The following is a 23,232-nucleotide window of genomic DNA, read 5'->3' as shown; positions in this document are numbered from 1 at the left end:
CTCCGCACGCCCCCCACCCGCGCCCGCCGCAACGCCGTGCCGGCCCTGGCGCCCTCGGCGTGGCCGGCGAACTCGGCGATCATCCCCGCGACGGCGTCGGGACGGCTGCGGTGGGCCCAGTGCCCGGCCGCGAGCCTGCGGTGCCACAGCCCGCTCACCCACCGACCGAACGAGGTCGGCAGCGCGGGCGTCACGAACCGGTCCCTCGTGGCCTCGATGACCTGCACGGGCACGTCGGGGACGCGCGGGTCGAGACCGGGGCCGCCGAGGGTGGCGGCCATGTTGCGCCGGTAGAGCCAGAGCCCGTTGCGCCCGTCCTCGGCCAGGGTGGGCGCCGGATGCCCCGGCCGTGGCGTGACTCCCTCGCCGAGCAGGGTGCGGGTGACGATCCGCGGCATGACGGAGCCCCAGGCCAGCTCGGGCAGCGCGGGCAGCAGGAAGGCGCCGATGTACCACGACCTCATCCGCTGCGCGGCGACGTCACGCCGCCGCCCGTGCCGCAGGAAATGCCGCATCTGCCGCAGCCCGGGCCCGCCCAGGCTGGTGAACGAGGCCACCCGGTCACGGATCCCCTCCCGCGCGACGGCCTCCCACCCCTGCAGCGATCCCCAGTCGTGCCCCACGAGGTGAACCCTGGGCTTGCCCACGGCGTCGAGCACGGCGCCGAGATCGGCGATCAGGTGGTCGAAGTCGTAGGCGCGCCGGTCGCGCGGGGCGGAGGACCTGCCCGCCCCGCGCACGTCGTAGCGCACCACGTGGAAACGGTCGCGCAGGAGCGCGGCCACCTCGTCCCAGACGCGGTGGGTGTCGGGATAGCCGTGGAGGAGGACGATCGTCGGCCGGTCGGGGTCGCCCTCCTCGAACAGCGCCAGCCGCACGTCACCGGACTCGACCCACCGCATCGCGACCTCCTATTGGACGCACCGTCCAGCAGAATACCAACGAGAGTCCGCGCGGATCACCTGTCGGAGCGGGCCGACAGGCCCGTGCAGGAGCGCAGTTCCTTCCAGTCCGCGACCGCCTGCGTCCTGGCCGACCCCTTCATCGGCACCGGGACGCCGCCCTGGATGGTGGCCGGCGTCCAGGCGTCCTTGAGCACCTTCCGCCCGTTGATCGTCAACGTCAGCACCCCGGTCCTCCCCGTGGTCGCCGGATCGGAGTTGTAGAAGACGAAGTTGCCCATGCCGTAGTTGACGTACGCGTTCTTGAGATATCCGGACCCGAGCAGGATGTGGGCATGCCCGCCGACCACCACGTCGGCGCCCGCCTTGACCAGCTTGGGAGCGAGCGAGCGCTGCGCCGGGTTCGGACACCTCTGCATCTCGGTGCCCCAGTGCAGGTGGACGATCACCGTGTCGGAGTTCTTGCGCGCCGCGCGTACGGCCCTCAGCAGGCTCGCTTCGTCCTTGGCCGAGGCCAGCCCGCCCTTGTCGGCCGTGGCCGTCCACGACTGGATGAACTCCGCGTCCATGACCTGGGTGGCCCCGATGATCGCCACCCGGTTGCCGTTCACGGTCCTGCGGTACGGCCGGTACGCCTGCGCCGCGTCCTTCCCGATCCCCACCACGGGGAACTTGCTGCGCTTGATCGCCGCCAGCGTGTCGGCCAGCCCGTCGTCCATGTAGTCCATGCCGTGGTTGTTGGCCATGGACGCCACGTCGACCCCGGAGGCCTTCAACGCGCTCAACGCGCTGGGCGGGGCCCTGAACGTGTACTGCTTGCCCGGCGCCGGCGTCCCCTCTGTGGTGATGGCCGTCTCCAGGTTGACCATGGATAAATCCGCCTTGCGCAGCACGCTCGCGATCGGCCCCAGAGCCGTGCGCGGGTTGGAGAGCCGGGGGCGCAACATCCCCTCGAAGTGCACGTCCCCGCCGAAGGCGATCGTGTACGGCCGCCGCTGCGGCGTCGGCTTCGCCGAGGGCGTGGAAGGTGCCCGCTGCTGCTCCACCTGCCCGCGTTGCGGCTCCCTTTCCGGCGGCGAAGAGCATGCGGCCAGGGACACGACGACAGCGAGCACCGGGAGGGCATGGGGGAGTCTCATCTACCGCCACTTCCACTCGAATCCTGTCTTCCAGGCATCGAGCATGCCATGTAGGGCGGATTACCGTGCAGTCCCCTCGTTTGACAACAAATCGGACATCGCGTCACGCGGCCCGTCGCCCGCGGGCGTTCCCCCCGGCCACACCGCAGGTACGGAGCGGCCCCGGGCTATGTCGTGGACGAAGCGGACGGCACGTACCGGGGCCGCCCGGGATCTCCGGAGGACCGCGCCATGACGACCAGGCCCATCAGCACCGACGACGCGCGCCGAGCAAATCGCTCCCGGTCGGCCCAGCCGGCCCCTGCTTCATGATCACTACCTGATCCACAAGTTGGCACCCACGGGGATTCTGCGGATCACGGAGGACGTCAGCCGGTCACCTTCCTGATGACCGACCGCGGCACGCCGCCGGCCGGCGCACCCGGGTGACATGAAGAAGCGGATCGTCGAACACTTGGGGCAACATTCATAAGGACCTCGGCCAGGGCGTCGCCCGTGGACTGGGCATTTCCTGGCCACCGCGCGCGAACGGCCCGCGCCCCGTAAGGGACGCGGGCCGTTCGCATCATGTTTTTTTTCGCGGGAACGGGCCGGGTGGCGGCCATTCATCTCGCCCTATCGGGCCCCGGCGGAAAATGCTTCAAGAAAGGGTGCGGGGCGCCGCTGTCGCGGAGGCGGGATCACGCGCATATCGGGGCACCAGATGCGTGCCGGGCTTGATCAACCAGTCAGTGAGTGTGCCATGATTGGAGGGTCTTCAGTGCTCAAGTCTGCAGGTGAGCCGGAGTGCGGCGAGGCGTGCCAGGCCTCGTCTCGAACGGCCCTGAAGGTTGTGTCAGCAACTCGCCAGGGCCGTTCTTTATGCGCCGGCCCCTAGGGTGGCCATGTCGAATTCACCGTCACGGACTCCCGCGGTGAAAGCCGCCCATTCCGCCGGCGTGAAGACCAGGACGGGACCGTCCTGCTCTTTACTGTCGCGCAGCGCGACATCACCGTTGGCCAAGGGGGCGACTTCAATGCAGGCGTCTGCGCCATTGCAGAAGGTGCTCTTCCGCCAAGCCGCCTCGAAAGGTTGGATGTGCATGCTCTCCCCAAATAGACAAAGAGGCTCCATTGCCCCTTGTTGAGGTTTCGGTGTGACTAACGCCGCCACAGCATAGCTTTACGCTGGATGAGCACGCGCGACTCGTCCTCATCCAGCGCCTCCGACTTGACGTGGCCGAAGGCCGCCTCATAGCCTGCCACGCGCTCGAGATCTTCGACGAAGTTGGCGGTGTACAGCTGTTCGAGGTACACCACGTCGTCGAAGTCACGGAACTTCAGGTGGATGAACGCGCTCGTGTTCACCGGATGAAGTGCGTCCAGGGCGAGGACATGGATGCTGACGTGCGGCAACATGGAGATCTCCAGGAGATGCTCCATCTGCTCGCGCATCACCGAAGGCTCCCCGAAGCGGCGCGTCAGCGCCGACTCATCCAGCACGACCGTGAGCGCGCAGGGATGTGCCCGGTGCAGAACGCGACGCTGCCGGTCGAGGCGCGCCTCGACGCGGCTCCGGACACCGCTGTGCGTGATGCGCGCGATGCCCCGGGAGGCCAGGATGACTTCCCGCGCGTAGTCCTCGGTTTGCAGGAGACCGGGCACGATCTGTGGTTCCCACGATCGTTGTGAGGTCGCCTCCGCCTCAAGCCCGAGAAATCTTGTGTATTCCTCAGGAAGAGTGTCTTCGTAATCTTCCCACCACCCGCGTTGCTCCGCATCCCGCAACAGGCCGAAGAGCTCGTCAAGTTTCTCTCCGCCGATGCGGTAGAGCTCGGCCAGGGCCTTGATGTCGTCGGCGACGGGCATGGTCTTGGCCGCCTCGATGCGGCTGACCTTGCTCGCCGACCAGCCGAGCTCGCGGGCGGCCTTGGCACCGGTGAGCTTCCTTCGCTCCCGGAGGAGGCGCAGCTCCTGCCCGAGCCGGAGCCTGCGTACTGTGGGACTGCCCTGCTGCGATGGCACCGTCCACTCTCCTTGTCGGGAATGAAGGTGTAGCCGGAAGGGGTCGTTTGGGGCCCGGCTTTGTGGACCGTTCGGCCAATCTTACACTGCAACTTGCATGGATAGTCGCGTACGGCCTTGCCAAGAAGGCTTTCACGGGGAGAGCGTAGGGGCAAGACAAGCTCCGTAGGGGCGGCGGAGCCGGGGAGATGCCGGAGTTCGTACCAGGTCGACCAGTCTCTGACTCTTCTCGTGCAAGTTGCATCGCAAGCTATGAAGCAAGTCGCGAAGAAACTTAAATCTTCCCTTGCCTAAAGACTTGCAGCAAGGCGGGCCTAGGGGGACGATCGATTTCAGGAGGGACCTCGGATGGTGAGGAGGCCGGACATGACCACACGGCCGTACGCATCGGACCTTCCGCCCACGATCGCGCGCCCCCACGCGGGCCGCCTCGCCGGCAACGTCGCCGTCCCGGAACTGAGAATCCACCCCAGGGAGGCCACTTGCCGGAAGGACCAATTCATCGCCTGACCGCGCAGCGAGAGTCCGCTCATTCGAGCACGCAAAAAGCCGGTCCGCGGCTGACATCCGACTCGCCGCATATGGGCTGCCACCCTGCGACGAGACCGGCCATCAGCCGCCGGACCGGCGAAGAAGCCACCTCAAAATGCCGCGAAAGGGGTCTTCTATGTACTCACAAGGTACCAAGGGACTCAGCCGAATCAAGTCCCGGATCCGGGAACTCATCGCATGGGCCGACCGGGAAATCTGCATGGAGCCCGACGAGTTCGCACACCGCATGGGCTGGACCGTCGAGCGGGTGGGACTCGGCGCCCGCCGCTACCGCGACCCGCGCTTCGACCAGCTCCGCCTCCCGCACCGCGTGACGGAGGAGGTGTCTTGACGTGCCGAGGAACCCGCGCAACCAGATCTACCCCGGCTACGAGGACCTGCCCGCCGCCGGCCGGAGCGGCCGGCTCGCCAGGCTCTGGCGGATCCGTACGGAGCTCCTGCTCGCGGCGGCGCTGACACTGTTCACGCTGACGCTGCTCGGCGCCACCCAGGAGGGCCGGTGGATGCCCTTCATCCTGCTCAGCAGCGCCGTCTCGGTGCCGGCCGTCACCAGGACCGGCCGCAGCTGGATCGCCTCCCACGTCTGGTGCGTGATCTCCAGGCACCGCCTGCAGCGGGTCTGCCTGGAGACCACGATGCACACCAGGGCGGGACGGATCCCGCTGGTGCTCTGGATCACGCCCACGTCCAGGGGCGAGAAGGCACTGATCCTGACGAGGGCCGGGATCTGCGCCGAGGAGTTCGAGGCGTACAGCGAGGAGATCGCCGCAGCGTGCTGGGCCAGGAGCACGAACGTCTACCGGCACCGCACGCGCTCGCAGTTCGTGGTCGTGGAGATCGTCCGGCGCGACGAGGTGCCGGGCGCGGCCTCCCCCGGCCTGGACAGGTTGTACGGCCGGCGAGCGTGGATCTCGCTACGGCCCGACTTCGAGGAGCCGCCTGATCTTCGCGCGGACGTGATGCTGACGCGGGCCGGCCACTAGACCTGGGGCACCGCGCATACCCCAGGGCACAAGCCCCGGAGACCGCGCGCCCGACGTACCGAGTGGTCACGCAGTGTTCAACGGAGTTCCGGTCAGGATTTCACCATCCCGGGTGATCACCGCACATTAGGGTGTCGCGCGTGACTATCGCACCAGAAGAGGACCGCCTGAACACCCAGATCGCCTTTGCCATCGAGATCGACAAGTTGAAGCGGATCATCCGCCGCAACCATCTCATCGACGGTTCGCGACGGGAGAACACCGCAGAGCACTCCTGGTACGTGGGCACGTTGGCGATGGTTCTCGGCGAGCACGCGCCACCGGGGACCGACCTCCAACGGGTGGTGGCCATGCTGCTGGTGCACGACCTGGTGGAGATCGACACCGGTGACACCTTCATCTACGACCCGGTGGCCGTCTCCGCCCAGGCCGAGGCCGAGCGGGCCGCCGCCGACCGCATCTTCGGCCTGCTGCCCGCCGACCAGACCGCGTGGATGCGCGAGTTGTGGGACGAGTTCGAGGCCAGGACGACGCCGGAGGCGAAGTTCGCCAAGGCGCTCGACCGGTTCGCCCCGATCCTGGCCAACCACCACACGGAGGGCGGCACCTGGCCGCTGTTCAAGGTGACGGCCGCCCAGGTCAGGGAGAAGGTGCGGATCATCGAGGAGGGTTCACCCACACTCGGTTCGTACGCATCGGAGCTGGTCGAGCTCTCCGTGGCCAGAGGTCACCTGTCCGAGTGATGCCCTCATGGCCGGGGTAGGGGACTTGTCGTGAAAGAGGAAGTGCGAGCGAAGCGTCGGCAGCTACGGGGTTTCGCCGGGCCGGTCGCCCTCGCCGATCGGCTCGAGAAGTCGAAAGTCATGGACAAGGCCGTCAGGACGCTGGCCAAGGCCGTACGCCGGCGCATCCCCCAAGGGCGGGTTCGCGACCTGCTCCACGGCGTGCCCACCGGCAAGCCGCTGCACCCGCCGCTCGCCACGGTGAGCCTCGGCTGCTGGATGTCGGCCGCCGTGCTGGACCTGGCCCGCGCCGACCCCCGGGCCTCGCGCCTGCTGCTGGCCACCGGCATCGCCAACGCCCTGCCGACGGCCGCGGCGGGGCTGACCGACTGGTCGTCCCTCCACCGCGAGCAGCAGCGGGTGGGTTTGGTGCACATGGCGTCGAACGTGGCCGCCCTGGGCCTGTTCTCCGCCTCGCTGCTGGCACGGCTGCGCGGGCACGAGCGCCCCGGCCGGTTGTTGTCGTTCGCCGGGCTCGGCGTGGGCAGCCTCGGTGCCTATCTCGGCGGCCACCTGGCCTACCGGCAGGCGGCAGGGGCCAACCACGCCCCGCAGGTCACCCATCTGGTGCCGCTGGGCTGGCACGACCTGTGCCCGCTGAGAGACCTGCCCGACGGCCGTCCTGTGGCGCGCAGGCTCGGCTACATCCAGCTCTTCGTGCTGCGCCAGGGCGAGGCCGTGACCGTGCTCGGCGACCGCTGTCCCCATCTGGCCGGACCGCTGCACCAGGGCAGGCTCGTCATGGAGGACGGCGAGGCGTGCGTGGTCTGCCCGTGGCACAGCAGCACGTTCCGGCTGGCCGACGGTTCGGTGAAGCACGGGCCCGCGACCGCACCCGCGCCCATGTTCGAGACGCGCGTCAGGCGCGACGGCACGCTCCAGGTGCGCCCGGGGTTGACCTGAACTTAGCTTGAGGTCCTACGGTCGGCGCCATGGGAAAGATTCTGGTGACCGGCGCGACCGGCAACGTCGGCAGACATGTGGCGACTCAGCTCGCGGCCGCGGGGCTGGAGGTCCGGGCGCTCGCCAGGGATCCCGCGCGGGCGCAGCTGCCCGTCGAGACCGTACGCGGCGACCTGACCTCCCCCGAGACCCTGGAACCGGCGCTCGAGGGCGTGGAGAGCGTGTTCCTGCTCTGGCCCGGCACCTCGGCCGAGAGCGCCGCGGGCACGATCACGGCGATCGCCAAGCACGCGCGGCGCGTGGTCTACCTGTCGGCGGACGTCGAGGACCTGGCGGACGACGATGAGCCGGCGTACTTCCACCAGGGAGTGGAGCGGCTGATCCGGCACTCGGGGATCGGCTGGACGTTCCTGCGGCCCGGCGGATTCGCGGCCAACACGCTCATGTGGGCCGACCAGATCAGGCAGGGCGTCGTGCGCTGGCCGTTCGGGCAGGCCGCCAGGTCGCTGATCCACGAGAAGGACATCGCGGCCGTGGCCGTGCACGTGCTCACCTCCGCCGGTCACAACGGCGCGGCGTACGCGCTCTCCGGCCCCGAGCAGCTCACCCAGGCCGAGCAGGTGCGCGTCATCGGCGAGGTGCTCGGCCGGGAGGTGCGCTGGGAGGAACTGCCCATCGGCGAGGCCCGTGAGCAGCTCAGGGCGGCCTGGGGCGACCCGGCCTTCGTGGACCTCGCGTTGCAGACCTGGGGAGGGTTCGTGACCCGTCCTGAACGGGTCACCGGCACCGTCGAGCGGCTGCTCGGCCGCCCTCCGCTGACGTTCCGCCGGTGGGCGGAGGACCGCGCGGCGGACTTCAGCTGACCTCGTCGGCGGGGTGCTCCACGAGGGCGAGGATGCGGCTGGACATGAACCGGGCCGTGCGGACGGGGGTGCCGGTCCGGGTGACCTCGCTGACCTCGACGAGCCCCCGCCGCGTGTTCACCTCGACTCGCCGGCCGGCGCGGGTGGCCGTGATCTCGTAGGTACGCGGTGATCCTCCCGCGTCAATGACGATCTCCACCCAATCACCCTTCATGTACAGATTCATACCCAGATAACCGGAAATTTATCCGTACACCAGTACGATAATGGCCGCGATTCCCACGCAGACGATGACTCCGCGCAGCACGGGCGCCGGGATGCGCCGGCCCAGCCTGGCCCCCAGCAAGCCGCCGGTCATCGCGCCCAGCGCCACCCCGGCCACGGCCTGCCAGTCGACGTCCGCGACCACCGTGAACAGCACCGCGGCCACGGCGTTGACCAGCAGCGCGAGCACGTTCTTCGCGGCGTTCACCCGCTGGAGGCCGTCGTCGAGGAAGATGCCGATCAGCCCGATCAGCAACACCCCCTGGGCGGCCCCGAAATAGCCGCCGTAGACGCCCGAGGCCAGCACGCCCAGCCACAACGCCGCGCCGCCGTGCGGATGCGCGTGCCCCCGCCGCTCGGCCAGCCACGCGTTCAGCCTGGGCTGCACCAGGACCAGCAGGCAGGCCAGCGCGATCAGCGCGACGACCACCACCTCGAACACGTTGGGGTCGAGGAACAGCAGCAGGATGCCGCCGATCAGCGCGCCGAGCGCCGAGGCCGCGCCCAGGCGCACCAGGCGGTCGCGCTGGCCCTGCAGCTCGACGCGGTAGCCGTAGGCGGCCGTGAAGGAGCCCGGCACCAGCCCGATCGTGTTGGACACGTTGGCGGTGACGGGATCGACGCCCACCGCCACCAGCGTGGGGAACGTGATCAGCGACCCCGACCCGACGACCGCGTTGATGGCGCCCGCCACCACCCCGGCCACGCAGACCGCAGCCAGCTCCCACCCCGTCACAAACCCTCCCTGCCCCGAGAAACCCGCTCGTCGGACCGCCGTCCGGCCATGTCAGGGCCGGGGCGATGGCCCTCGCAGCGGGTTGCTCACTGGGTGTCCGAGCTCTTGGGGGGTGTGAAAAGACCGCCGAGATTTTCCAGCGCCTTGCCCATCTCCGACGGCACGATCCAGATCTTATTGGCCTCGCCCTTGGCGATCTCGGGCAGGGTCTGCAGGTATTGGTAGGCGAGCAGCTGCTGGTCGGGCTTTCCCTCGTGGATGGCCTTGAAGACCATGCCGATCGCGTCGGCCTGCCCCTTGGCTCGCATGGCCTGGGCCTCGGCGTCCGCCTGGGCGCGCAGCACGGCCGCCTCCGCCTCGCCCCGCGCCCGCAGCACCGAGGCCTGCTTGTCGCCCTCGGCCGCGAGGATCGAGGCCTGGCGCTGCCCCTCGGCGGCCAGGACCGCCGCGCGCTTGTCGCGGTCGGCGCGCATCTGCTTCTCCATCGAGTCCTGGATGGAGGCCGGCGGGTCGATGGCCTTCAGCTCGACCCGGTTGACCCGGATGCCCCACTTGCCGGTGGCCTCGTCGAGCACGCCGCGCAGCGCGGTGTTGATGTCCTCGCGCGAGGTCAGCGTGCGCTCGAGGTCCATGCCGCCGACGACGTTGCGCAGCGTCGTGACCGTGAGCTGCTCGACGCCGGTCAGGAAGTTGGCGATCTCGTAGGTGGCCGCCTTGGGGTTGGTGACCTGGAAGTAGATGACGGTGTCGATGGAGACGACCAGGTTGTCGGAGGTGATCACCGGCTGCGGCGGGAACGACACCACCTGCTCGCGCAGGTCGATCATGTCTTTGATGCGGTCGATGAACGGCACCACGAGGTTGAGCCCCGGCGTCAGCGTGCGGTGGTAGCGGCCGAGGCGCTCGATGATGGCCGCCGTGGCCTGCGGGATGATGCGGATCGTGCGAGCCACCGCGAAACCCACCGCCGCGACCACGACAAGGGCGACGATGAGCTGCTCGATGGACATGGCGACGCTCCGAAGCCGAGGGGACCGACTCCGTAGATCTTATTTGGTTTCTGCTTCCCGCAGTGTCCAGTCAGCGTCCAGCGACTTTTATCGGCATAAATGGCGATCTAGTGAGGACGGGCGTACCAGCGGCCCTCGCCGCTCCGCTCCAGCGAAAGCGGCACGCCGAACGTGTGGGAGAGGTTGTCGGACGTCATCACGTGCTCCAGCGGCCCCTGGGCCACCACGGAGCCGTGCCGGAGCAGCAGCCCGTGCGTGAACCCCGCCGGCACCTCCTCCACGTGGTGCGTCACCAGCACCAGCGTCGGCGAGCGGTAGTCGCCCGCCAGCAGCGACAGCCGGCGCACCAGGTCCTCACGCCCGCCCAGGTCGAGCCCGGCGGCCGGCTCGTCGAGCAGCAGCATCTCCGGGTCCGGCATGAGCGCCCGGGCGATCTGCACCCGCTTGCGCTCGCCCTCGGACAGCGTGCCGAACCGCCGCCTGATCAGGTGGGCCGCGCCCATCATGTCGATCAACTCGACGGCCCTGGTGACGTCGTTGGAGTCGTACTCCTCCGTCCAGCGGCCCATGATCGCGTACGACGCGGTCAGCACGAGGTCGATGACCTTCTCCTCGGGCGGGATGCGCTCGGCCAGCGCGGCGCTCGCCAGCCCGATCCGCGGCCGCAGATCGAAGACGTCCGCCTGCCCCAGCCGCTCGCCGAGCACCTCGACCAGGCCCTCACTCGGATAGAGCAACGTGGCAGCGACCTGCAGCAACGTGGTCTTACCTGCGCCATTGGGGCCGATGACCACCCAACGCTCGTCCTCGTTGACCGTCCAGTCGATGCCGCGCAGCAGGGCCGCTCCGTCGCGCCTGACGGCGACGTCCTGGAGCCGCAGCACCTGACCACCCATCCCCGATCCCTCCTTCAGGAGTCACCCACGGGACAAACCTATTGCAGGGCGAGCGCTTATCGTGGATCGGTGCGCCCTGAATCGCCTGTCTGTCCCTCCCTGGTCGCCTGGGGGAACGCCTGGCTCGCCGGTCACGTCGGCCTCGACGAGGCGGCTGACCACGTGGAAGCCGCCGGCGGTCCCGTCGTCGCGGGCGACGTTCCGTTGCGTAAATACCTCGCAAATCTGCGCGTGGGCGGCCTGCGCGAGCTGCGGCTCGCCCTGCCGGCGCCCGGCGACCCGCTCGGCCTGTCGGGCCCGGCGTCGTTCAACTCGGCCGCCGTCGACGTCGGCCAGGCCGTGATCGCCGTGGCCGACGGCCAGAACACCGGCCTGCTGCCCCTGCCGGACCACCGCGGGTCGTCCTACGTCGGCGTGTGCCTGGAAGTGCACGACTCCGGCCCCGCACGCCACGACCTGCCCTCGCTCGCCGAGGCCGAGCGCGACCTGTCCGACGCGATGCGGGCGGCCACCGAGGCGCTGACCTCCGTCGACGGCCCGGTGTCCGACCGTCCCGACCGGCTGGGCCAGCACGGCGGCGAGCTCGCGCCCGGCTATCCGGCTCGCGCCCACCGCGTGGCGACCCTCGCCACGCGGCTGGCCACCGTGCTGCGCCTGGCCGACGACCGCGGCCTCACCGTCGCGCAGGTCGCGGCGCGCGGAGCGGCACTGCGCGAGCTCGACCGTGCGGTACGCCGCGCGCTCGTGGCGGCCCACCACGCGATCTTCGAACCGATCAGGAATCAGTAGCCGGCAGCCGCGGAGTCAGCCGAGACCATGGCGTACCGCGTAGAGCGCGGCCTGGGTGCGGTCCTGCACGCCGAGCTTCATCAGCACGTTGGACACGTGGGTCTTGACCGTCTTCTCCGCCACGGCCAGGCTCCTCGCGATCTCCCTGTTGGACCGGCCGGCCGCGATGAGCGCCAGCACCTCCCGCTCGCGCTCGGTCAGCGGCACCGGCCCCGGCACGCCCGACGTGCCGTTGGGCGAGGCCAGCATCGCCTCCGCCGCCTCGGGAGCGAGCAGCACCTGGCCGCCGTGCACCGCGCGCACCGCCTGGACCAGCGCGGACGGATCGACGTCCTTGTAGAGGAATCCGGACGCTCCCGCGCGCATCGCGGGGCCCACGTCGGACCGGTCGCTCACCGACGTCAGCACGACGATCCTGGTCGCCGTGCCGGTCAGCCGCTCCAGCGCGCCGAGACCGTCGAGCACGGGCATCTTCAGATCCAGCAGCAGCACGTCGGGGCAGAGCTCGCCGACCAGCTCGACGGCCTCGGCCCCGTCGCCCGCCTCGGCGACCACGGTGATGTCGTCCTGCAGGTCGAGGAACGTACGCAGCCCCTGACGCACCACCGGGTGATCGTCGGCGATCAGCACCCGGATCACACGCCCACCTCCACCCGCACCGCGGTCCCCCTGCCCAGGGCCGACTCGACGGTCATGACGCCTCCGACGGACTCGGCCCTGAAACGCATCGACGCCAGGCCCAGGCCACGCGAGTCGGCCTGCTCGAAGCCTCTGCCGTCGTCTTCGACGGTCAACACCAGCTTGCCCTCCTCGTATGCCAGGCGCACCGAGACGCGGGTCGCCTCGGAGTGCCTGAGCGCGTTGTGCAGCGCCTCCTGGGCCACCCTGAGCGCCGCCACCTCGACCGCCGGGTCCAGCGGCGGCAGGTCGCCGCACTCGAACACGACCAGGGAAGGGTGGAGCCGGTCGAGCATGCGCACGTGCTTGCGCAGCGTCTCCGACAGGCCGTGCCGGTCGAGCTCGGCCGGGCGCAGCTCGACGATCACGGCGCGCAGCTCGGTCAGGGCCTCGCCGGCCAGCCGCTGGACGCGTTCGAGCTCGGGGGCGACCTTGTCGGGGGCCTTGTCGAGCATGGCCTGCGCCGCCTGGGCGGTCAGCCTGAGCGAGAACAACTTCTGCGTGACCGCGTCGTGCAGCTCGTGGGCGACCCGGTTGCGCTCCTCCAGCATGGCCAGCTCGCGGCCGCGTTCGTAGAGGCGGGCATTGGTCAGCGCGATCGCCGCGTGGGCGGCGAAGAGCGTGAGGAGGTCCTGGTCCTCCTGCGTGAAGCCGCCGGGGGTGCGCTTGTTGGCCAGGAAGATGATGCCGAGCACCTCGTCGCCGTCGCGGATCGGGACGCCGAGGAAGTCCTTCATCACCGGGTGCGCCTTCGGCCACCACTCGAACCGCGGGTCCTCGCGCAGGTCGGGCAGCCGGGCGGGAACGCCGTCGCGGAGCATCGCCCCGAGCATGCCGTGCTGTCTCGGCAGCGGCCCGATCGCGTCCCACTGCTTGTCGGTGATGCCCTCGGCGACGAACTCGGCGAACGACCCGTCGTCGTCGGGCACGCCGAGCGCGGCGTAGCGGGCGTCGAGCAGCCGCTGCGCCGAGCGTACGATGACCTGCAGCACCTCGCGGACCGACAGGTGGCGGGTGACCGCGAGCACCGCGGAGCTCACCGCGTGCAGGACTGCGTCTCGGTCGGTGGCCACGCCCCCTACCTTAAGGTCCTAGGACCATGTTCCCAGGGCCGGTCCGGCCCTCAGCCCGATGCCCGCCGCACGTCGCGTTCCTAACGTCGTGGGCATGACGAACACCGCACTCATCACCGGCGCTTCCCGCGGCCTCGGTCTCGCCCTGGCGAGGTCCCTGGCAGGAGCGGGATGGAACCTCGTGCTCACCGCCCGCGGCGCGGACGACCTGGAACGGGTCGCCGCCGAGCTGGGCGCCACCGCCATACCAGGCGACGTGCGGGACCCGGCGCACGTCGAACGGCTCGCCGGGGCCGCTCCCGAGCTGGACCTGCTGGTCAACAACGCCAGCGACCTGGGTGTGACCCCGTTGCCGCCGCTCGCGCGCTACCCGCTGGAGGCGTTCAGGGTGCTGCTGGAGACGAACGTGACCGCTCCCCTCGCCCTCATCCAGGCCACGCTGCCCGCGTTGCGGGCGGCCCAGGGCGCGGTGGTGAACGTCACCTCCGACGCCGCCACGGGCCCGTACGAGGGCTGGGGCGGCTACGGGGCCACCAAGGCGGCGCTGGAGCAGCTGTCCAACGTGCTGGCCGCCGAGGAGCCCCAGCTGCGCGTCTGGTGGGTGGACCCGGGCGAGATGAACACCCGCATGCTGGCCGACGCCGTGGGCGCCGAGGAGGCAGGGGCGGCGGCCGATCCCGCCAAGGTCGCCGCGGCGCTGCACGACCTGGTCGGCGCCCGCCCGGCCAGCGGCAAGGTGAGCCTCCAATGACCGCGTCGCTGACCGGCGCGCTGGACTTCGCGCTGCCGCCCGGTCTGTCCGCCCACGAACCGCCGGAGGCGAGGGGGACGGCCAGGGACGCGGTACGCCTTATGGTCTCGCGCGGCGACCTGGACCCCCTCCACCACCGCTTCGCCGACCTGCCGCGGCTGCTCGACCCCGGCGACCTGATCGTGGTGAACAACTCGGCGACCCTGCCGGCGGCGGTCCGGCTGGACCGGCTGGCCGTGCACTTCTCCACCGCGCGGGAGGACGGCACGTGGCTGGTGGAGCTGCGCCGCCGTACCTCGAAGGCGTCCGAGCCCTACGGCGGCGGCGAGCCCGGCGAGTGGCTGCCGCTGCCGGGGCGGGCCACGTTGCGGCTGATCGAGCGGGAGACGCCGCGCTTGTGGCGGGCCGCGCTCGACCGGGACGTGGAGCGGTACCTGCACGGTCACGGGGTGCCGATCCGCTACTCGTACGTGGAGCGGGACTGGCCGATCGAGGACTACCAGACGGTGTTCGCGACCGTGCCCGGCAGCGCCGAGATGCCGAGCGCGGCCCGGCCGTTCACCGCGGACCTGGTGGCGGCGCTCGTGGCGCGCGGCATCGGGATCGCGCCGATCACCCTGCACACGGGGGTGGCCTCCCCGGAGAAGGACGAGCCGCCCTACGCCGAGCGGTACGACGTGCCCGGGTCCACGGCGCGGCTGGTGAACCTGGCCAGGGAGAACAGCAACCGAGTGGTGGCCGCGGGCACGACGGTCGTACGCGCTCTGGAGACGGCCGCCGGCGCGGACGGGCGCGTGGCCGCGTCGGCGGGCTGGACCCGGCACGTCGTCACGCCCGAGCTCGGCGTACGGGCCGTCACGGGGCTGATCACCGGGTTGCACGAGCCGCGCTCCAGCCACCTGCTCCTGCTGAGCGCGATCGCGGGCGTGAACGTGCTGGCCCGCGCGTACGAGGCGGCGCTGCGGGAGCGGTATCTGTGGCACGAGTTCGGCGACACCCACCTGATCCTGCGGAGCTAGCCCGAGCCGGTCGCGCCCGGCGTCCCGCCGGGCCAGCCCGGCATCGCACTGTCCGGCCGAACACGGCCCTTTGCCGATTTTTTGTTCACCGGCTGGGCGCCGGTGAACGGCCCACTCCGGTCGCCACGCCCACGTCCGAATGCCCCTCCTGCTTCACGAGCATCGGACCGGGCGCAGTACCGTGACTGGATGTGGACCAGCGCACCCTCCTGATCACGTTGAACGGCCCTGACCGCCCGGGCGTTACTTCACGACTTTTTTCCGTTCTGTCCGGTTTTCCGGTGACCGTTGCGGATATCGAACAGGTCGTCATCCGCGGCCGGCTCACGCTCGGCGTGCTCGTCGCCTACGCTGGCGGCCCCTCCACCGGCACCGGCACGACGCTCGGCGCCATGTGGACCGCCGTCGAGCGGGTGGCCGAAGACCTCGGCATGGAGGTGGAGCTGTCCACCGGCTCCCAGGCCAAGGAGCAGCGCCGCCGCGGCCGCCTGTCGGTCAGCGTGCTCGGCGCCACCCTGCAGCCGGCCGCCATCGCGGGCATCGCCGGCCGCATCGCCGCCGCCGGCGCCAACATCGACCGCATCGAACGCCTCGCCCAGTGGCCCGTCACCTGCATCGAGCTGTCCGTCTCCGGCGCCGACCCCACGTCCTTGCGGGTCGAGCTGGCCGCCGAGGCCGCCGCCCAGGAGGTCGACGTGGCCGTGCAGCGCACCGGCCTGTCGCGGCGGGCCAAGCGCCTGATCGTCATGGACGTCGACTCGACCCTCATCCAGGGCGAGGTCATCGAGCTGCTGGCCGCGCACGCGGGCTGCCTCGACGAGGTGGCCAGGGTCACGGAGGAGGCCATGCGCGGCGAGCTCGACTTCGCCGAGTCCCTGCGGCGGCGGGTGGCGCTGCTCGAAGGGCTGCCCGCCGGGGTGCTCGACCACGTGCGCAAAGAGGTCGTGCTCACGCCGGGCGCCCGCACGCTGGTCCGTACGCTCAAACGGCTCGACTACCGCTTCGCCATCGTCAGCGGCGGGTTCACGCAGATCACCGACGGCCTGGTGGAGGAGCTCGGCATCGACTACTCCGCCGCCAACGTGCTCGAAGTGATCGACGGCCGGCTGACCGGCCGCGTCGTCGGGGAGGTCGTCGACCGTCCCGGCAAGGCGAAGGCGCTGGAGAGGTTCGCCCGCGAGGCCGGCCTGCCGATCTCGCAGACGGTGGCCATCGGCGACGGCGCCAACGACCTCGACATGATCGCGGCGGCCGGGCTGGGCATCGCCTTCAACGCCAAGCCCGTCGTACGCCAGGCGGCCGACACCGCGGTCAACACCCCCTACCTCGACTCCATCCTCTACCTGCTCGGCATCTCGCGCGACGAGGTGGAGGCGGCCGACGCCGAGGACGGCGTGCTCACGGCGGGCTGAGTCAGCCCTCCTTGGGATCCCAGCGGGTGACCAGACGGCCCTCACCAGGAGAGAGCTCCGCCCACGGCGACTCCACCCGGATCGCCGCGAAGGCTCCGGGCCTGAACACGTAGTCACCGCCCGCCAGCCCCAGCGCCAGCTCGTGCACGCCCGGGTTGTGCCCGCACAACACCACCGTGCCCAGCCCGGGATCACACCTGCGCACCAGATCGAGCAGCTCGTCCGGGTACGCCTCGTAGATGTCGCGCTCGTAGCTGATCTCTGCGTCGGGGAAGGCGAGCTCCGCCGTGCGCCTGGTCCGCAGCGCCGGCGAGCAGAGCACCGCCTCCGGGGCGAACCCGGCCGCCCTGATCTCGTCGCCGGCCCGCTCGGCGTCGCGCTCGCCCCGGTCGGTCAGCGGCCGCTCGCGATCGAGCAGGCCGGCGATCTGGGCGGCCTTAGCGTGACGCAGCACAATCAAGGTCCGCACCGGTCATCCATTCCTCGTCGCCCAGGTGGCCAGCCCGACGAGCACGGCCAGGACGACCAGCATCGCCAGCAGGATGAAGCCCAGGGCCTTGCCTCCGCTCGGCCGCTTGTCATCGTTCACGTGCCCAGTCTCCCATCGGGACGCTCAGGTCCCTCGACTCCCCTGGAAATCCGGAAGAAGACGTTCTCCCGGGAGCTGAGCGGGTGTCGCCCGGAAAGCCAGAACCCGCGCAGGTCCCTCCTTGGGAGGCCGGTCCCGGAAGCTGGACCTCCCGAGCAGCTGGATTTCGAGGAACGGGTCCCCCCTCGGAGCAGGACCTTCCCGGGCGGCGGAACCCCGGGGAAGCAAGGCCCCCGGGGACGCGGAACGTCCGGGAAAGCGGAACGCCCGCCCCCGTGAGGGGAGCGGGCGTTCACTGATTCAGCCGGTCACGACGCGACGGGCTCCTTGTCGCGGTTGTTGTCGTTGGCCGGCTCGCTCGTCACCGACCGCCGCTTGGACACGATGATGGCCGCGACCACCACGCCCACGGCGATCACGGTGATGCCGATGCGGATGGCCGGGTTGCCCGCGTAGAGGACCACCGCCGGGGCGACCAGCAGCGCCACCAGGTTCATCACCTTGATCAGCGGGTTGATGGCCGGGCCCGCGGTGTCCTTGAACGGGTCGCCGACCGTGTCGCCGATGACCGTGGCGGCGTGGGCCTCCGAGCCCTTGCCGCCGTGGTGACCGTCCTCCACCAGCTTCTTGGCGTTGTCCCAGGCCCCACCCGAGTTGGACAGGAAGACGGCCATCAGGGTGCCGCAGGCGATGGCTCCGGCCAGGAACGCGCCCAGCGGCGCGTAGCCGAGGGCGAACCCGACCGCGATCGGGGTCATGACCGCCAGCAGGCCGGGCGTGGCCAGCTCGCGCAGCGAGTCGCGGGTGCAGATGTCGACGACCCGGCCGTACTCCGGCTTCTGCGTGCCGTCCATGATGCCCGGGTTGTTGCGGAACTGGTCGCGCACCTCGAAGACCACCCGCATCGCGGCCCGGCCGACCGCCGAGATCGCGAGCCCCGAGAAGAGGAACACGACCGCGGCGCCGATGATCAGGCCGACGAGCACGTTGGGCTGGTCGATGCTGAGGCTGAACGAGGAGAACGTGCCGAGCGTCTCCTTGACCGCCGCGCTCGCCGCGGTCAGCTCGGTCTCGACCGCCGTACGGAAGGCGCCGAAGAGCGCGGTCGCCGCCAGCACGGCCGTGGCGATCGCGATGCCCTTGGTGATGGCCTTGGTGGTGTTGCCGACGGCGTCCAGGCTGGTGAGCACGCGGGCGCCCTCGCCCTCGACGTCACCGGACATCTCGGCGATGCCCTGGGCGTTGTCGGAGACCGGGCCGAAGGTGTCCATCGACACGATGACACCGACCGTGGTCAGCAGACCGGTGCCCGCCAGGGCCACCGCGAACAGTGCGATCGTCACGTTGCCGAAGCCGAGCAGGAACGCGCCGTAGACCGCGCCGCCGATGATCAGGGCGGAGTAGACGGCCGACTCCAGGCCGACGCTGATGCCGGCCAGGATGACGGTGGCCGGGCCGGTGGCCGAGCTCTCGCCGATCTCGCGCACGGGACGCCGGTTGGTCTCGGTGAAGTAGCCGGTCAGCAGCTGGATGGCGCTCGCCAGCACCAGGCCGATGAGGACCGCGCCGATGGCGATGAGCCGCGGGTCGGCGGTGGACTCGACGGCGGCGCCGGTCAGGCCGCCGAAGCTGCTGGGCAGGTACCAGAACGCGGCCGCCGTGACGAGCACCGCCGAGATGGCGGCCGAGATGAAGAAGCTGCGGTTGATCGCCGCCATGCCGTTGCGGTCGCGGTCGCGCATCCCGGTGACGAAAATGCCGATGATCGCGGTGACCACACCGATCATCGGGACGATGAGGGGGAAGACGAGCCCCTCCTCGCCGAAGGCCACGCGGCCCAGGATGAGGCTGGCGACCAGCATGACGGCGTACGACTCGAACAGGTCGGCCGCCATGCCGGCGCAGTCGCCGACGTTGTCGCCCACGTTGTCGGCGATGGTGGCGGCGTTGCGCGGGTCGTCCTCGGGGATGCCCTGCTCGACCTTGCCGACCAGGTCGGCGCCGACGTCGGCGGCCTTGGTGAAGATGCCGCCGCCGACTCGCATGAACATGGCCAGCAGCGCCGCTCCGAAGCCGAAGCCTTCGAGCACGCCGGGCGCGTTGCCCTGGTAGATGAACACGACCACGGCCGCGCCGAGCAGGCCGAGGCCCACGGTGAACATGCCGGCCACGCCCCCGGTGCGGAACGCGATGCGCATGGCGCGCTTCTCGCCGGAGTCGTTGGCCGCGGCGGCGACGCGCACGTTTCCGCGCACGGCCAGCCACATGCCGATGAACCCGGTCAGCGCGGAGAACACCGCTCCGACCACGAAGAAGATCGATCGCCCGATGCGGACGTCCATCTCTCCGGGTAGGAGGAGCAGCAGGAAGGGAATCACGACGACGAAGATCGCCAGCGTGCGGAATTGGCGGGTCAGGTAGGCCGCGGCGCCCTCTTGCACGGCGCGCGCGATGTTCTGCATGCGTTCGGTGCCCTGGCCGGCGGACAGCACTTCGCGTACCAGGCCGCCGGCGACGGCTAGGGCGATAAGTGCGACCGCGGCGACCACGATCACGATGGTGAGATTGTTTCCGCTCAGGGCCAGATTGGACGCTGGCTCCAGTGCCAGCATGTGCCTGCTCATCGTTCTCCTCGGCAAGACCGGTCGTCCTGCCCGGGCGGTGCTGCACTGTTCCTCGGCGGGTGTTGCGGCACCATCCGGGTTGTGGGTGCCGCTTCCGGTTGAATCCGCGTTCCGCCGGATCACCTTGGCCGGTGCCGGGAGTCTACGCAGGCACTCCACGGATATGAAGGCTCTGGAGGCCGCTAATTGTGCAAGCGTCCAGTAAATCCCTGCCAGCGACCCGGTTTGGGGCCTGACAGGCGAAATTTCTCCTGGTTTACGGTCATGACAAGCCCATGATACGTGCCGACCGGAAACGGGAAGGGTGGGGGTGGAGGAACGCCATCCACAGGCTGTGGACGATCGCCCGCGAAACGCCGGAACCACCGCCGGCGTCGGAGCGACCCCGCCTACCGGCGTCCGCCGCCCTCGATCATGCGCCCGTCACGAACTGCGGGAGGGCTCAACGCGAGATCTGTCGCGAAAATGCACTGTGGTCCTTGACCTGTCATCCGGCCGGCCGGCCAGGCGATGCCCGCGAAAATCTGCTGGGCACTCCCCCAGGCCTGAGGGCCGCCTGCCTCTGGAGGGCCGGCACGCTCTGCGGGCCGGCGGACTTTGCGGGTCGCACGCTTCGCGGGTCGGCGCGCTCAGTCGGGTCAGCAGGCTCTGCAGGTCGAAAGGCTCTGCGGTTCGGCGGGCCTCCGCGCGTCGGCGGGGTCTGGAAGTCGGGGTCTGAAGGTCGGCGTCGAGCATGGGCGATCGGTGTGGTGTCAGTGTCGGAGGGACGTGTCGGAAGGGCTGCGTCAAGGTGTCAAGAATGTCATGCGGCGCTCGACCACCGGAGTCAAATGTCCGTGTACGGCCCGGCCGATCCGAAGTGCGCCCGGAGCAGCCGCCGCTCAATTGGTTACCAGGCGCCACCGGTTCGAACACCCATCCCATCGCCGCATCCGCCGCCGCAGGCCGAGAGTCGGCAATCGATGGTGGCCCTCCCGGCGCTGTCGTCGCGGCGGCCAGGGAACCAGCCGTGGTCGAGCACGAACCCACTCGGCGGGAGGCGGCCAGGGCGCCATGGCCTGGCGGACATGGGCAACTCTGAACGGAACCATGGGCAACATTAAACGGAAGCCATGGGCAACTTTTGGACGGAAGCCATGGTGACTGTGCGCCGTGACGGCGGGCACCCCGTGCGGGTCAGAGGGCGTCTTCCTGGAGGCCCTCAGCCATGGTCGGCGGGTGGGGCCTCGTTGGCTTGCCGTACAGGATGGAGGGTTTGATGCTGGGCGCCGGAAAGGCGCCCAGCGGCCAGGCGGCGCAAGGCACCCGCACGGACCGGTCACACGCCGTTGGCGGCGGGCCAGCTCATGCGGATGTTGGTGCCCTTCGGACCCGGGAAGACCTCCACGTCGTCGGCCAGGCCTTCGATGACCGCTATGCCGAAGCCCGACATGAACGAGTCAGAAAGCATGCCCAGGTCGAGGGGCTGTTCCGGCTTGATCTCATCGCTGGGGGCGTGATCGCTGACCGTGACCTCGAAGCGGCCGGAGTCGTCACGCAGCTCGATGCGGATGGGTTCGCCCGGACAGTGGGCGCGATGCACCTCGACCGCCCGGGAGCATGCCTCACCCACGGCGAGCCTGACCTCGTCCAGCAGGGACTCCTCCACGCCGGTGCGACGGGCGATCGCCGTGGCCACCAGCCGTGCGGTCCGCACATGCGCGGGGAGAGCGCTGAACGTCAGCTCGACGGTAGCCATGCTACTTGTCTTTGCCGTGAGCTTCCTTGGCCTCGTCGACCGAAGCGTAAATTCCGAAGACCTTGGTCAGGCCGGTGATCCGGAAGATCTTCAGGATGCGCTCCTGCGTGCACACCAGCTCGAGCGAGCCGTCGTGCGCGCGAACCCGCTTGAGCCCACCGACCAGGACGCCCAGCCCTGTGGAGTCAAGGAAGTCGACCTTCTCCATGTTGACGAGAAGGTGGAAGTTGCCCTTGTTCACCAGGTCGATGAGGAGCTCACGCAATCTCGGCGCCGTGTAGACATCGATCTCACCCTCGACCTCCACGATGGTGAGTCGGTCTTCGGTGCGGTGATCCAACTTCAGATCCACAGATCCTCCAGCGCCTCGCCTGCGAAAGTAGTCTTGCGGGCCTGGCAATCTGGAGCGTGGCCCCAGACTGTCCGACCCTGACGCGCGGCATTCAACCACGTGCCTGGCTTGTGTCTATACGAAATCACGATTCCCGGCGACTTTGCCCACCGATGCAAGACTGGAAACAGTGACTTCCACCGCATCCTCCCCAGAACAGGCAGGTCCACTCCTCCACCACCTGCTTGGTGTTCCCGCACGTCATGAGCGCGTCACTCATGTGGAGCATGTTCCAGCACGTCAGGCGGGTCAAGCCCGATGGCCCAAATGGACGTCTGAAGTCTTTGTTACGCGCTTGGCGAACCACGGGGTGACAGGACTCTGGCCTCACCAGTACGAGGCCGCCGACCTGGCATTCCGTGGCCGAAACGTGATCATTTCGACGGGGACGGCGTCCGGGAAATCGCTGGCGTACCTCGCTCCCGCGGTCACGGCGTGCCTGGACGGCGGGACGATCCTGTACCTGACGCCGACCAAGGCCCTGGCCGCCGACCAGCTGCGCACCCTGCGGGAGCTGCGCATCACCAAGGTGCGGGCCGCCACGTTCGACGGTGACACTCCGTTCGAGGAGCGGAAGTGGGTACGCCAACACGCCAACTACGTACTGACAAATCCCGACATGCTGCACCGTGGAGTCCTTCCCCGCCATTCGCAGTGGTCATCGTTCTTCCGCCGGCTGCGCATGGTCGTGGTGGACGAATGCCACGGCTACCGCGGCGTCTTCGGCTCCCACGTCGCCCAGATCCTGCGCCGCCTACGCCGGGTGTGCGCACGATACGGCTCGGACCCCACGTTCCTGCTCGCCTCGGCGACGGCCAGCGAACCGGGGGCGTTCGCGAAGAGGCTGACGGGGCTTGAGATGCACGAGGTGACCGTTGACGCCTCACCCAAGGGGTCGACGACCATCGCGTTGTGGGAGCCGCCTCTGACGGATCTGCGGGGCGAGGGAGGGGCACCCGTACGGCGCACGGCCACGGCGGAGGCGGCCGACCTGCTGGCGGACCTCGTCCTCGCCGACATCCGTACGCTTGCCTTCGTCCGCTCGCGCCGCGGCGCGGAAACGGTGGCGCTGTCCGCCCGAGCCAAGCTCGCCGACGTCGCCTTCTCCCTCACCACCCCCACCGACCCCCACAC

At 69.8% G+C, this 23,232-nt stretch carries 24 protein-coding genes; 10 read left to right on the top strand and 14 right to left on the bottom strand.

The genetic code is table 11. The features are described 5' to 3' along the window. The 4 genes from E1292_RS39325 to E1292_RS39310 form a co-directional block, all read right to left on the bottom strand. Nucleotides 1–902: alpha/beta fold hydrolase (locus E1292_RS39325; protein ID WP_132603547.1), on the bottom strand; the 902-nt coding region annotated here is incomplete at its 3' end. 56 nt (nt 903–958) lie between these two features. Then, nucleotides 959–2,041 carry a CapA family protein gene (locus E1292_RS39320; protein ID WP_132603544.1) on the bottom strand — a complete coding sequence of 361 codons (1,083 nt, stop codon included), beginning with the start codon at nt 2,039–2,041 and terminating at the stop codon, nt 959–961. A gap of 859 nt (nt 2,042–2,900) precedes the next feature. After that, nucleotides 2,901–3,125, bottom strand: a complete 225-nt coding sequence (locus tag E1292_RS39315) for a DUF397 domain-containing protein (protein WP_132603541.1) — start codon at nt 3,123–3,125, stop codon at nt 2,901–2,903. A gap of 56 nt (nt 3,126–3,181) precedes the next feature. Further along, nucleotides 3,182–4,045: a helix-turn-helix domain-containing protein gene (locus tag E1292_RS39310; protein WP_132603538.1), complete on the bottom strand. Its 864-nt coding sequence runs from the start codon at nt 4,043–4,045 to the stop codon at nt 3,182–3,184. Nucleotides 4,046–4,796: 751 nt separating this feature from the next. Between E1292_RS39310 and E1292_RS55225 the strand changes: the two genes are divergently transcribed. The 5 genes from E1292_RS55225 (at nt 4,797) to E1292_RS39290 (ending at nt 8,128) form a co-directional block, all read left to right on the top strand. Next, complete coding sequence (locus tag E1292_RS55225) at nt 4,797–4,928, top strand: hypothetical protein (protein WP_281284129.1); 132 nt, start codon at nt 4,797–4,799, stop codon at nt 4,926–4,928. 1 nt (nt 4,929) lies between these two features. Next, nucleotides 4,930–5,580, top strand: coding sequence for a hypothetical protein (locus E1292_RS39305; protein ID WP_132603535.1), 651 nt, complete (start codon nt 4,930–4,932; stop codon nt 5,578–5,580). 131 nt (nt 5,581–5,711) lie between these two features. Then, nucleotides 5,712–6,323: an HD domain-containing protein gene (locus E1292_RS39300; protein WP_132603532.1), complete on the top strand. Its 612-nt coding sequence runs from the start codon at nt 5,712–5,714 to the stop codon at nt 6,321–6,323. 42 nt (nt 6,324–6,365) lie between these two features. After that, complete coding sequence (locus E1292_RS39295) at nt 6,366–7,265, top strand: Rieske (2Fe-2S) protein (protein WP_246090635.1); 900 nt, start codon at nt 6,366–6,368, stop codon at nt 7,263–7,265. Nucleotides 7,266–7,294: 29 nt separating this feature from the next. Beyond that, complete coding sequence (locus E1292_RS39290; RefSeq protein WP_132603529.1) at nt 7,295–8,128, top strand: NAD(P)H-binding protein; 834 nt, start codon at nt 7,295–7,297, stop codon at nt 8,126–8,128. Here E1292_RS39290 and E1292_RS39285 read toward each other — a convergent pair. From E1292_RS39285 to E1292_RS39270, 4 genes are all read right to left on the bottom strand, one after another. After that, the gene (locus E1292_RS39285) at nt 8,121–8,342 is read right to left on the bottom strand and encodes a DUF8836 family protein (RefSeq protein WP_132514846.1); all 222 of its coding nucleotides are present in this window, start codon (nt 8,340–8,342) and stop codon (nt 8,121–8,123) included. The two genes, E1292_RS39290 and E1292_RS39285, sit on opposite strands and share 8 nt — an antisense overlap. A gap of 30 nt (nt 8,343–8,372) precedes the next feature. Then, nucleotides 8,373–9,128, bottom strand: coding sequence for a sulfite exporter TauE/SafE family protein (locus E1292_RS39280; protein ID WP_132603526.1), 756 nt, complete (start codon nt 9,126–9,128; stop codon nt 8,373–8,375). An 86-nt stretch (nt 9,129–9,214) separates the two neighbouring features. After that, nucleotides 9,215–10,138, bottom strand: a complete 924-nt coding sequence (locus tag E1292_RS39275; protein WP_220447282.1) for an SPFH domain-containing protein — start codon at nt 10,136–10,138, stop codon at nt 9,215–9,217. 107 nt (nt 10,139–10,245) lie between these two features. Then, nucleotides 10,246–11,034 (bottom strand): ABC transporter ATP-binding protein, encoded by a 789-nt coding sequence (locus tag E1292_RS39270; protein ID WP_132336167.1) that lies wholly within the window; start codon nt 11,032–11,034, stop codon nt 10,246–10,248. 69 nt (nt 11,035–11,103) lie between these two features. Here E1292_RS39270 and E1292_RS39265 point away from each other — a divergent pair, with 69 nt between their 5' ends. Next, entirely contained in the window at nt 11,104–11,823 is a 720-nt protein-coding gene (locus tag E1292_RS39265; protein WP_165974978.1) for an Rv1486c family protein, read from the top strand. 15 nt (nt 11,824–11,838) lie between these two features. Here E1292_RS39265 and E1292_RS39260 read toward each other — a convergent pair whose 3' ends face one another. Further along, nucleotides 11,839–12,462, bottom strand: a complete 624-nt coding sequence (locus tag E1292_RS39260; protein ID WP_132603523.1) for a response regulator — start codon at nt 12,460–12,462, stop codon at nt 11,839–11,841. Next, entirely contained in the window at nt 12,459–13,574 is a 1,116-nt protein-coding gene (locus E1292_RS39255; protein ID WP_181958360.1) for a GAF domain-containing sensor histidine kinase, read from the bottom strand. The genes E1292_RS39260 and E1292_RS39255 overlap by 4 nt, the downstream gene beginning before the upstream one ends. Nucleotides 13,575–13,668: 94 nt before the next feature. Here E1292_RS39255 and E1292_RS39250 point away from each other — a divergent pair, with 94 nt between their 5' ends. The 3 genes from E1292_RS39250 (at nt 13,669) to serB (ending at nt 16,756) form a co-directional block, all read left to right on the top strand. Continuing rightward, the gene (locus E1292_RS39250; protein WP_132603520.1) at nt 13,669–14,325 is read left to right on the top strand and encodes an SDR family oxidoreductase; all 657 of its coding nucleotides are present in this window, start codon (nt 13,669–13,671) and stop codon (nt 14,323–14,325) included. Next, the gene (locus E1292_RS39245) at nt 14,322–15,344 is read left to right on the top strand and encodes an S-adenosylmethionine:tRNA ribosyltransferase-isomerase (protein ID WP_132603517.1); all 1,023 of its coding nucleotides are present in this window, start codon (nt 14,322–14,324) and stop codon (nt 15,342–15,344) included. The genes E1292_RS39250 and E1292_RS39245 overlap by 4 nt, the downstream gene beginning before the upstream one ends. Before the next feature lie 191 nt (nt 15,345–15,535). After that, nucleotides 15,536–16,756, top strand: a complete 1,221-nt coding sequence (gene serB / locus E1292_RS39240) for a phosphoserine phosphatase SerB (protein WP_132603514.1) — start codon at nt 15,536–15,538, stop codon at nt 16,754–16,756. A gap of 1 nt (nt 16,757) precedes the next feature. Here serB and E1292_RS39235 read toward each other — a convergent pair whose 3' ends face one another. From E1292_RS39235 to E1292_RS39220, 4 genes are all read right to left on the bottom strand, one after another. Then, the gene (locus E1292_RS39235) at nt 16,758–17,225 is read right to left on the bottom strand and encodes a SixA phosphatase family protein (protein ID WP_246090634.1); all 468 of its coding nucleotides are present in this window, start codon (nt 17,223–17,225) and stop codon (nt 16,758–16,760) included. 428 nt (nt 17,226–17,653) lie between these two features. Next, a complete protein-coding gene (locus E1292_RS39230) occupies nt 17,654–19,969 on the bottom strand; it encodes a sodium-translocating pyrophosphatase (RefSeq protein WP_132603511.1) in 2,316 nt (771 codons plus the stop codon). A gap of 1,318 nt (nt 19,970–21,287) precedes the next feature. After that, nucleotides 21,288–21,707 (bottom strand): ATP-binding protein, encoded by a 420-nt coding sequence (locus E1292_RS39225; RefSeq protein ID WP_132603508.1) that lies wholly within the window; start codon nt 21,705–21,707, stop codon nt 21,288–21,290. Nucleotide 21,708: 1 nt separating this feature from the next. Next, nucleotides 21,709–22,059: an STAS domain-containing protein gene (locus E1292_RS39220; protein WP_043629845.1), complete on the bottom strand. Its 351-nt coding sequence runs from the start codon at nt 22,057–22,059 to the stop codon at nt 21,709–21,711. Between the two features lie 409 nt (nt 22,060–22,468). Between E1292_RS39220 and E1292_RS39215 the strand changes: the two genes are divergently transcribed. Further along, the coding region (locus tag E1292_RS39215; RefSeq protein ID WP_439331942.1) for a DEAD/DEAH box helicase at nt 22,469–23,232 on the top strand (764 nt) is incomplete at its 3' end.

Source organism: Nonomuraea deserti, from assembly GCF_004348685.1.
GTDB lineage: Bacteria > Actinomycetota > Actinomycetes > Streptosporangiales > Streptosporangiaceae > Nonomuraea > Nonomuraea deserti.
This window is presented reverse-complemented; position numbering and strand designations above follow the sequence as displayed.

Coding starts and splice junctions, on each gene's coding strand:
- E1292_RS39230 (WP_132603511.1), bottom strand. CDS start 19,969: ATGAGCAGGCACATGCTGGCACTGGAGCCAGCGTCCAATCTGGCCCTG.
- E1292_RS39245 (WP_132603517.1), top strand. CDS start 14,322: ATGACCGCGTCGCTGACCGGCGCGCTGGACTTCGCGCTGCCGCCCGGT.
- E1292_RS39290 (WP_132603529.1), top strand. CDS start 7,295: ATGGGAAAGATTCTGGTGACCGGCGCGACCGGCAACGTCGGCAGACAT.
- E1292_RS39250 (WP_132603520.1), top strand. CDS start 13,669: ATGACGAACACCGCACTCATCACCGGCGCTTCCCGCGGCCTCGGTCTC.
- E1292_RS55225 (WP_281284129.1), top strand. CDS start 4,797: ATGGAGCCCGACGAGTTCGCACACCGCATGGGCTGGACCGTCGAGCGG.
- E1292_RS39285 (WP_132514846.1), bottom strand. CDS start 8,342: ATGAAGGGTGATTGGGTGGAGATCGTCATTGACGCGGGAGGATCACCG.
- E1292_RS39320 (WP_132603544.1), bottom strand. CDS start 2,041: ATGAGACTCCCCCATGCCCTCCCGGTGCTCGCTGTCGTCGTGTCCCTG.
- E1292_RS39315 (WP_132603541.1), bottom strand. CDS start 3,125: ATGCACATCCAACCTTTCGAGGCGGCTTGGCGGAAGAGCACCTTCTGC.
- E1292_RS39275 (WP_220447282.1), bottom strand. CDS start 10,138: ATGTCCATCGAGCAGCTCATCGTCGCCCTTGTCGTGGTCGCGGCGGTG.
- E1292_RS39270 (WP_132336167.1), bottom strand. CDS start 11,034: ATGGGTGGTCAGGTGCTGCGGCTCCAGGACGTCGCCGTCAGGCGCGAC.
- E1292_RS39225 (WP_132603508.1), bottom strand. CDS start 21,707: ATGGCTACCGTCGAGCTGACGTTCAGCGCTCTCCCCGCGCATGTGCGG.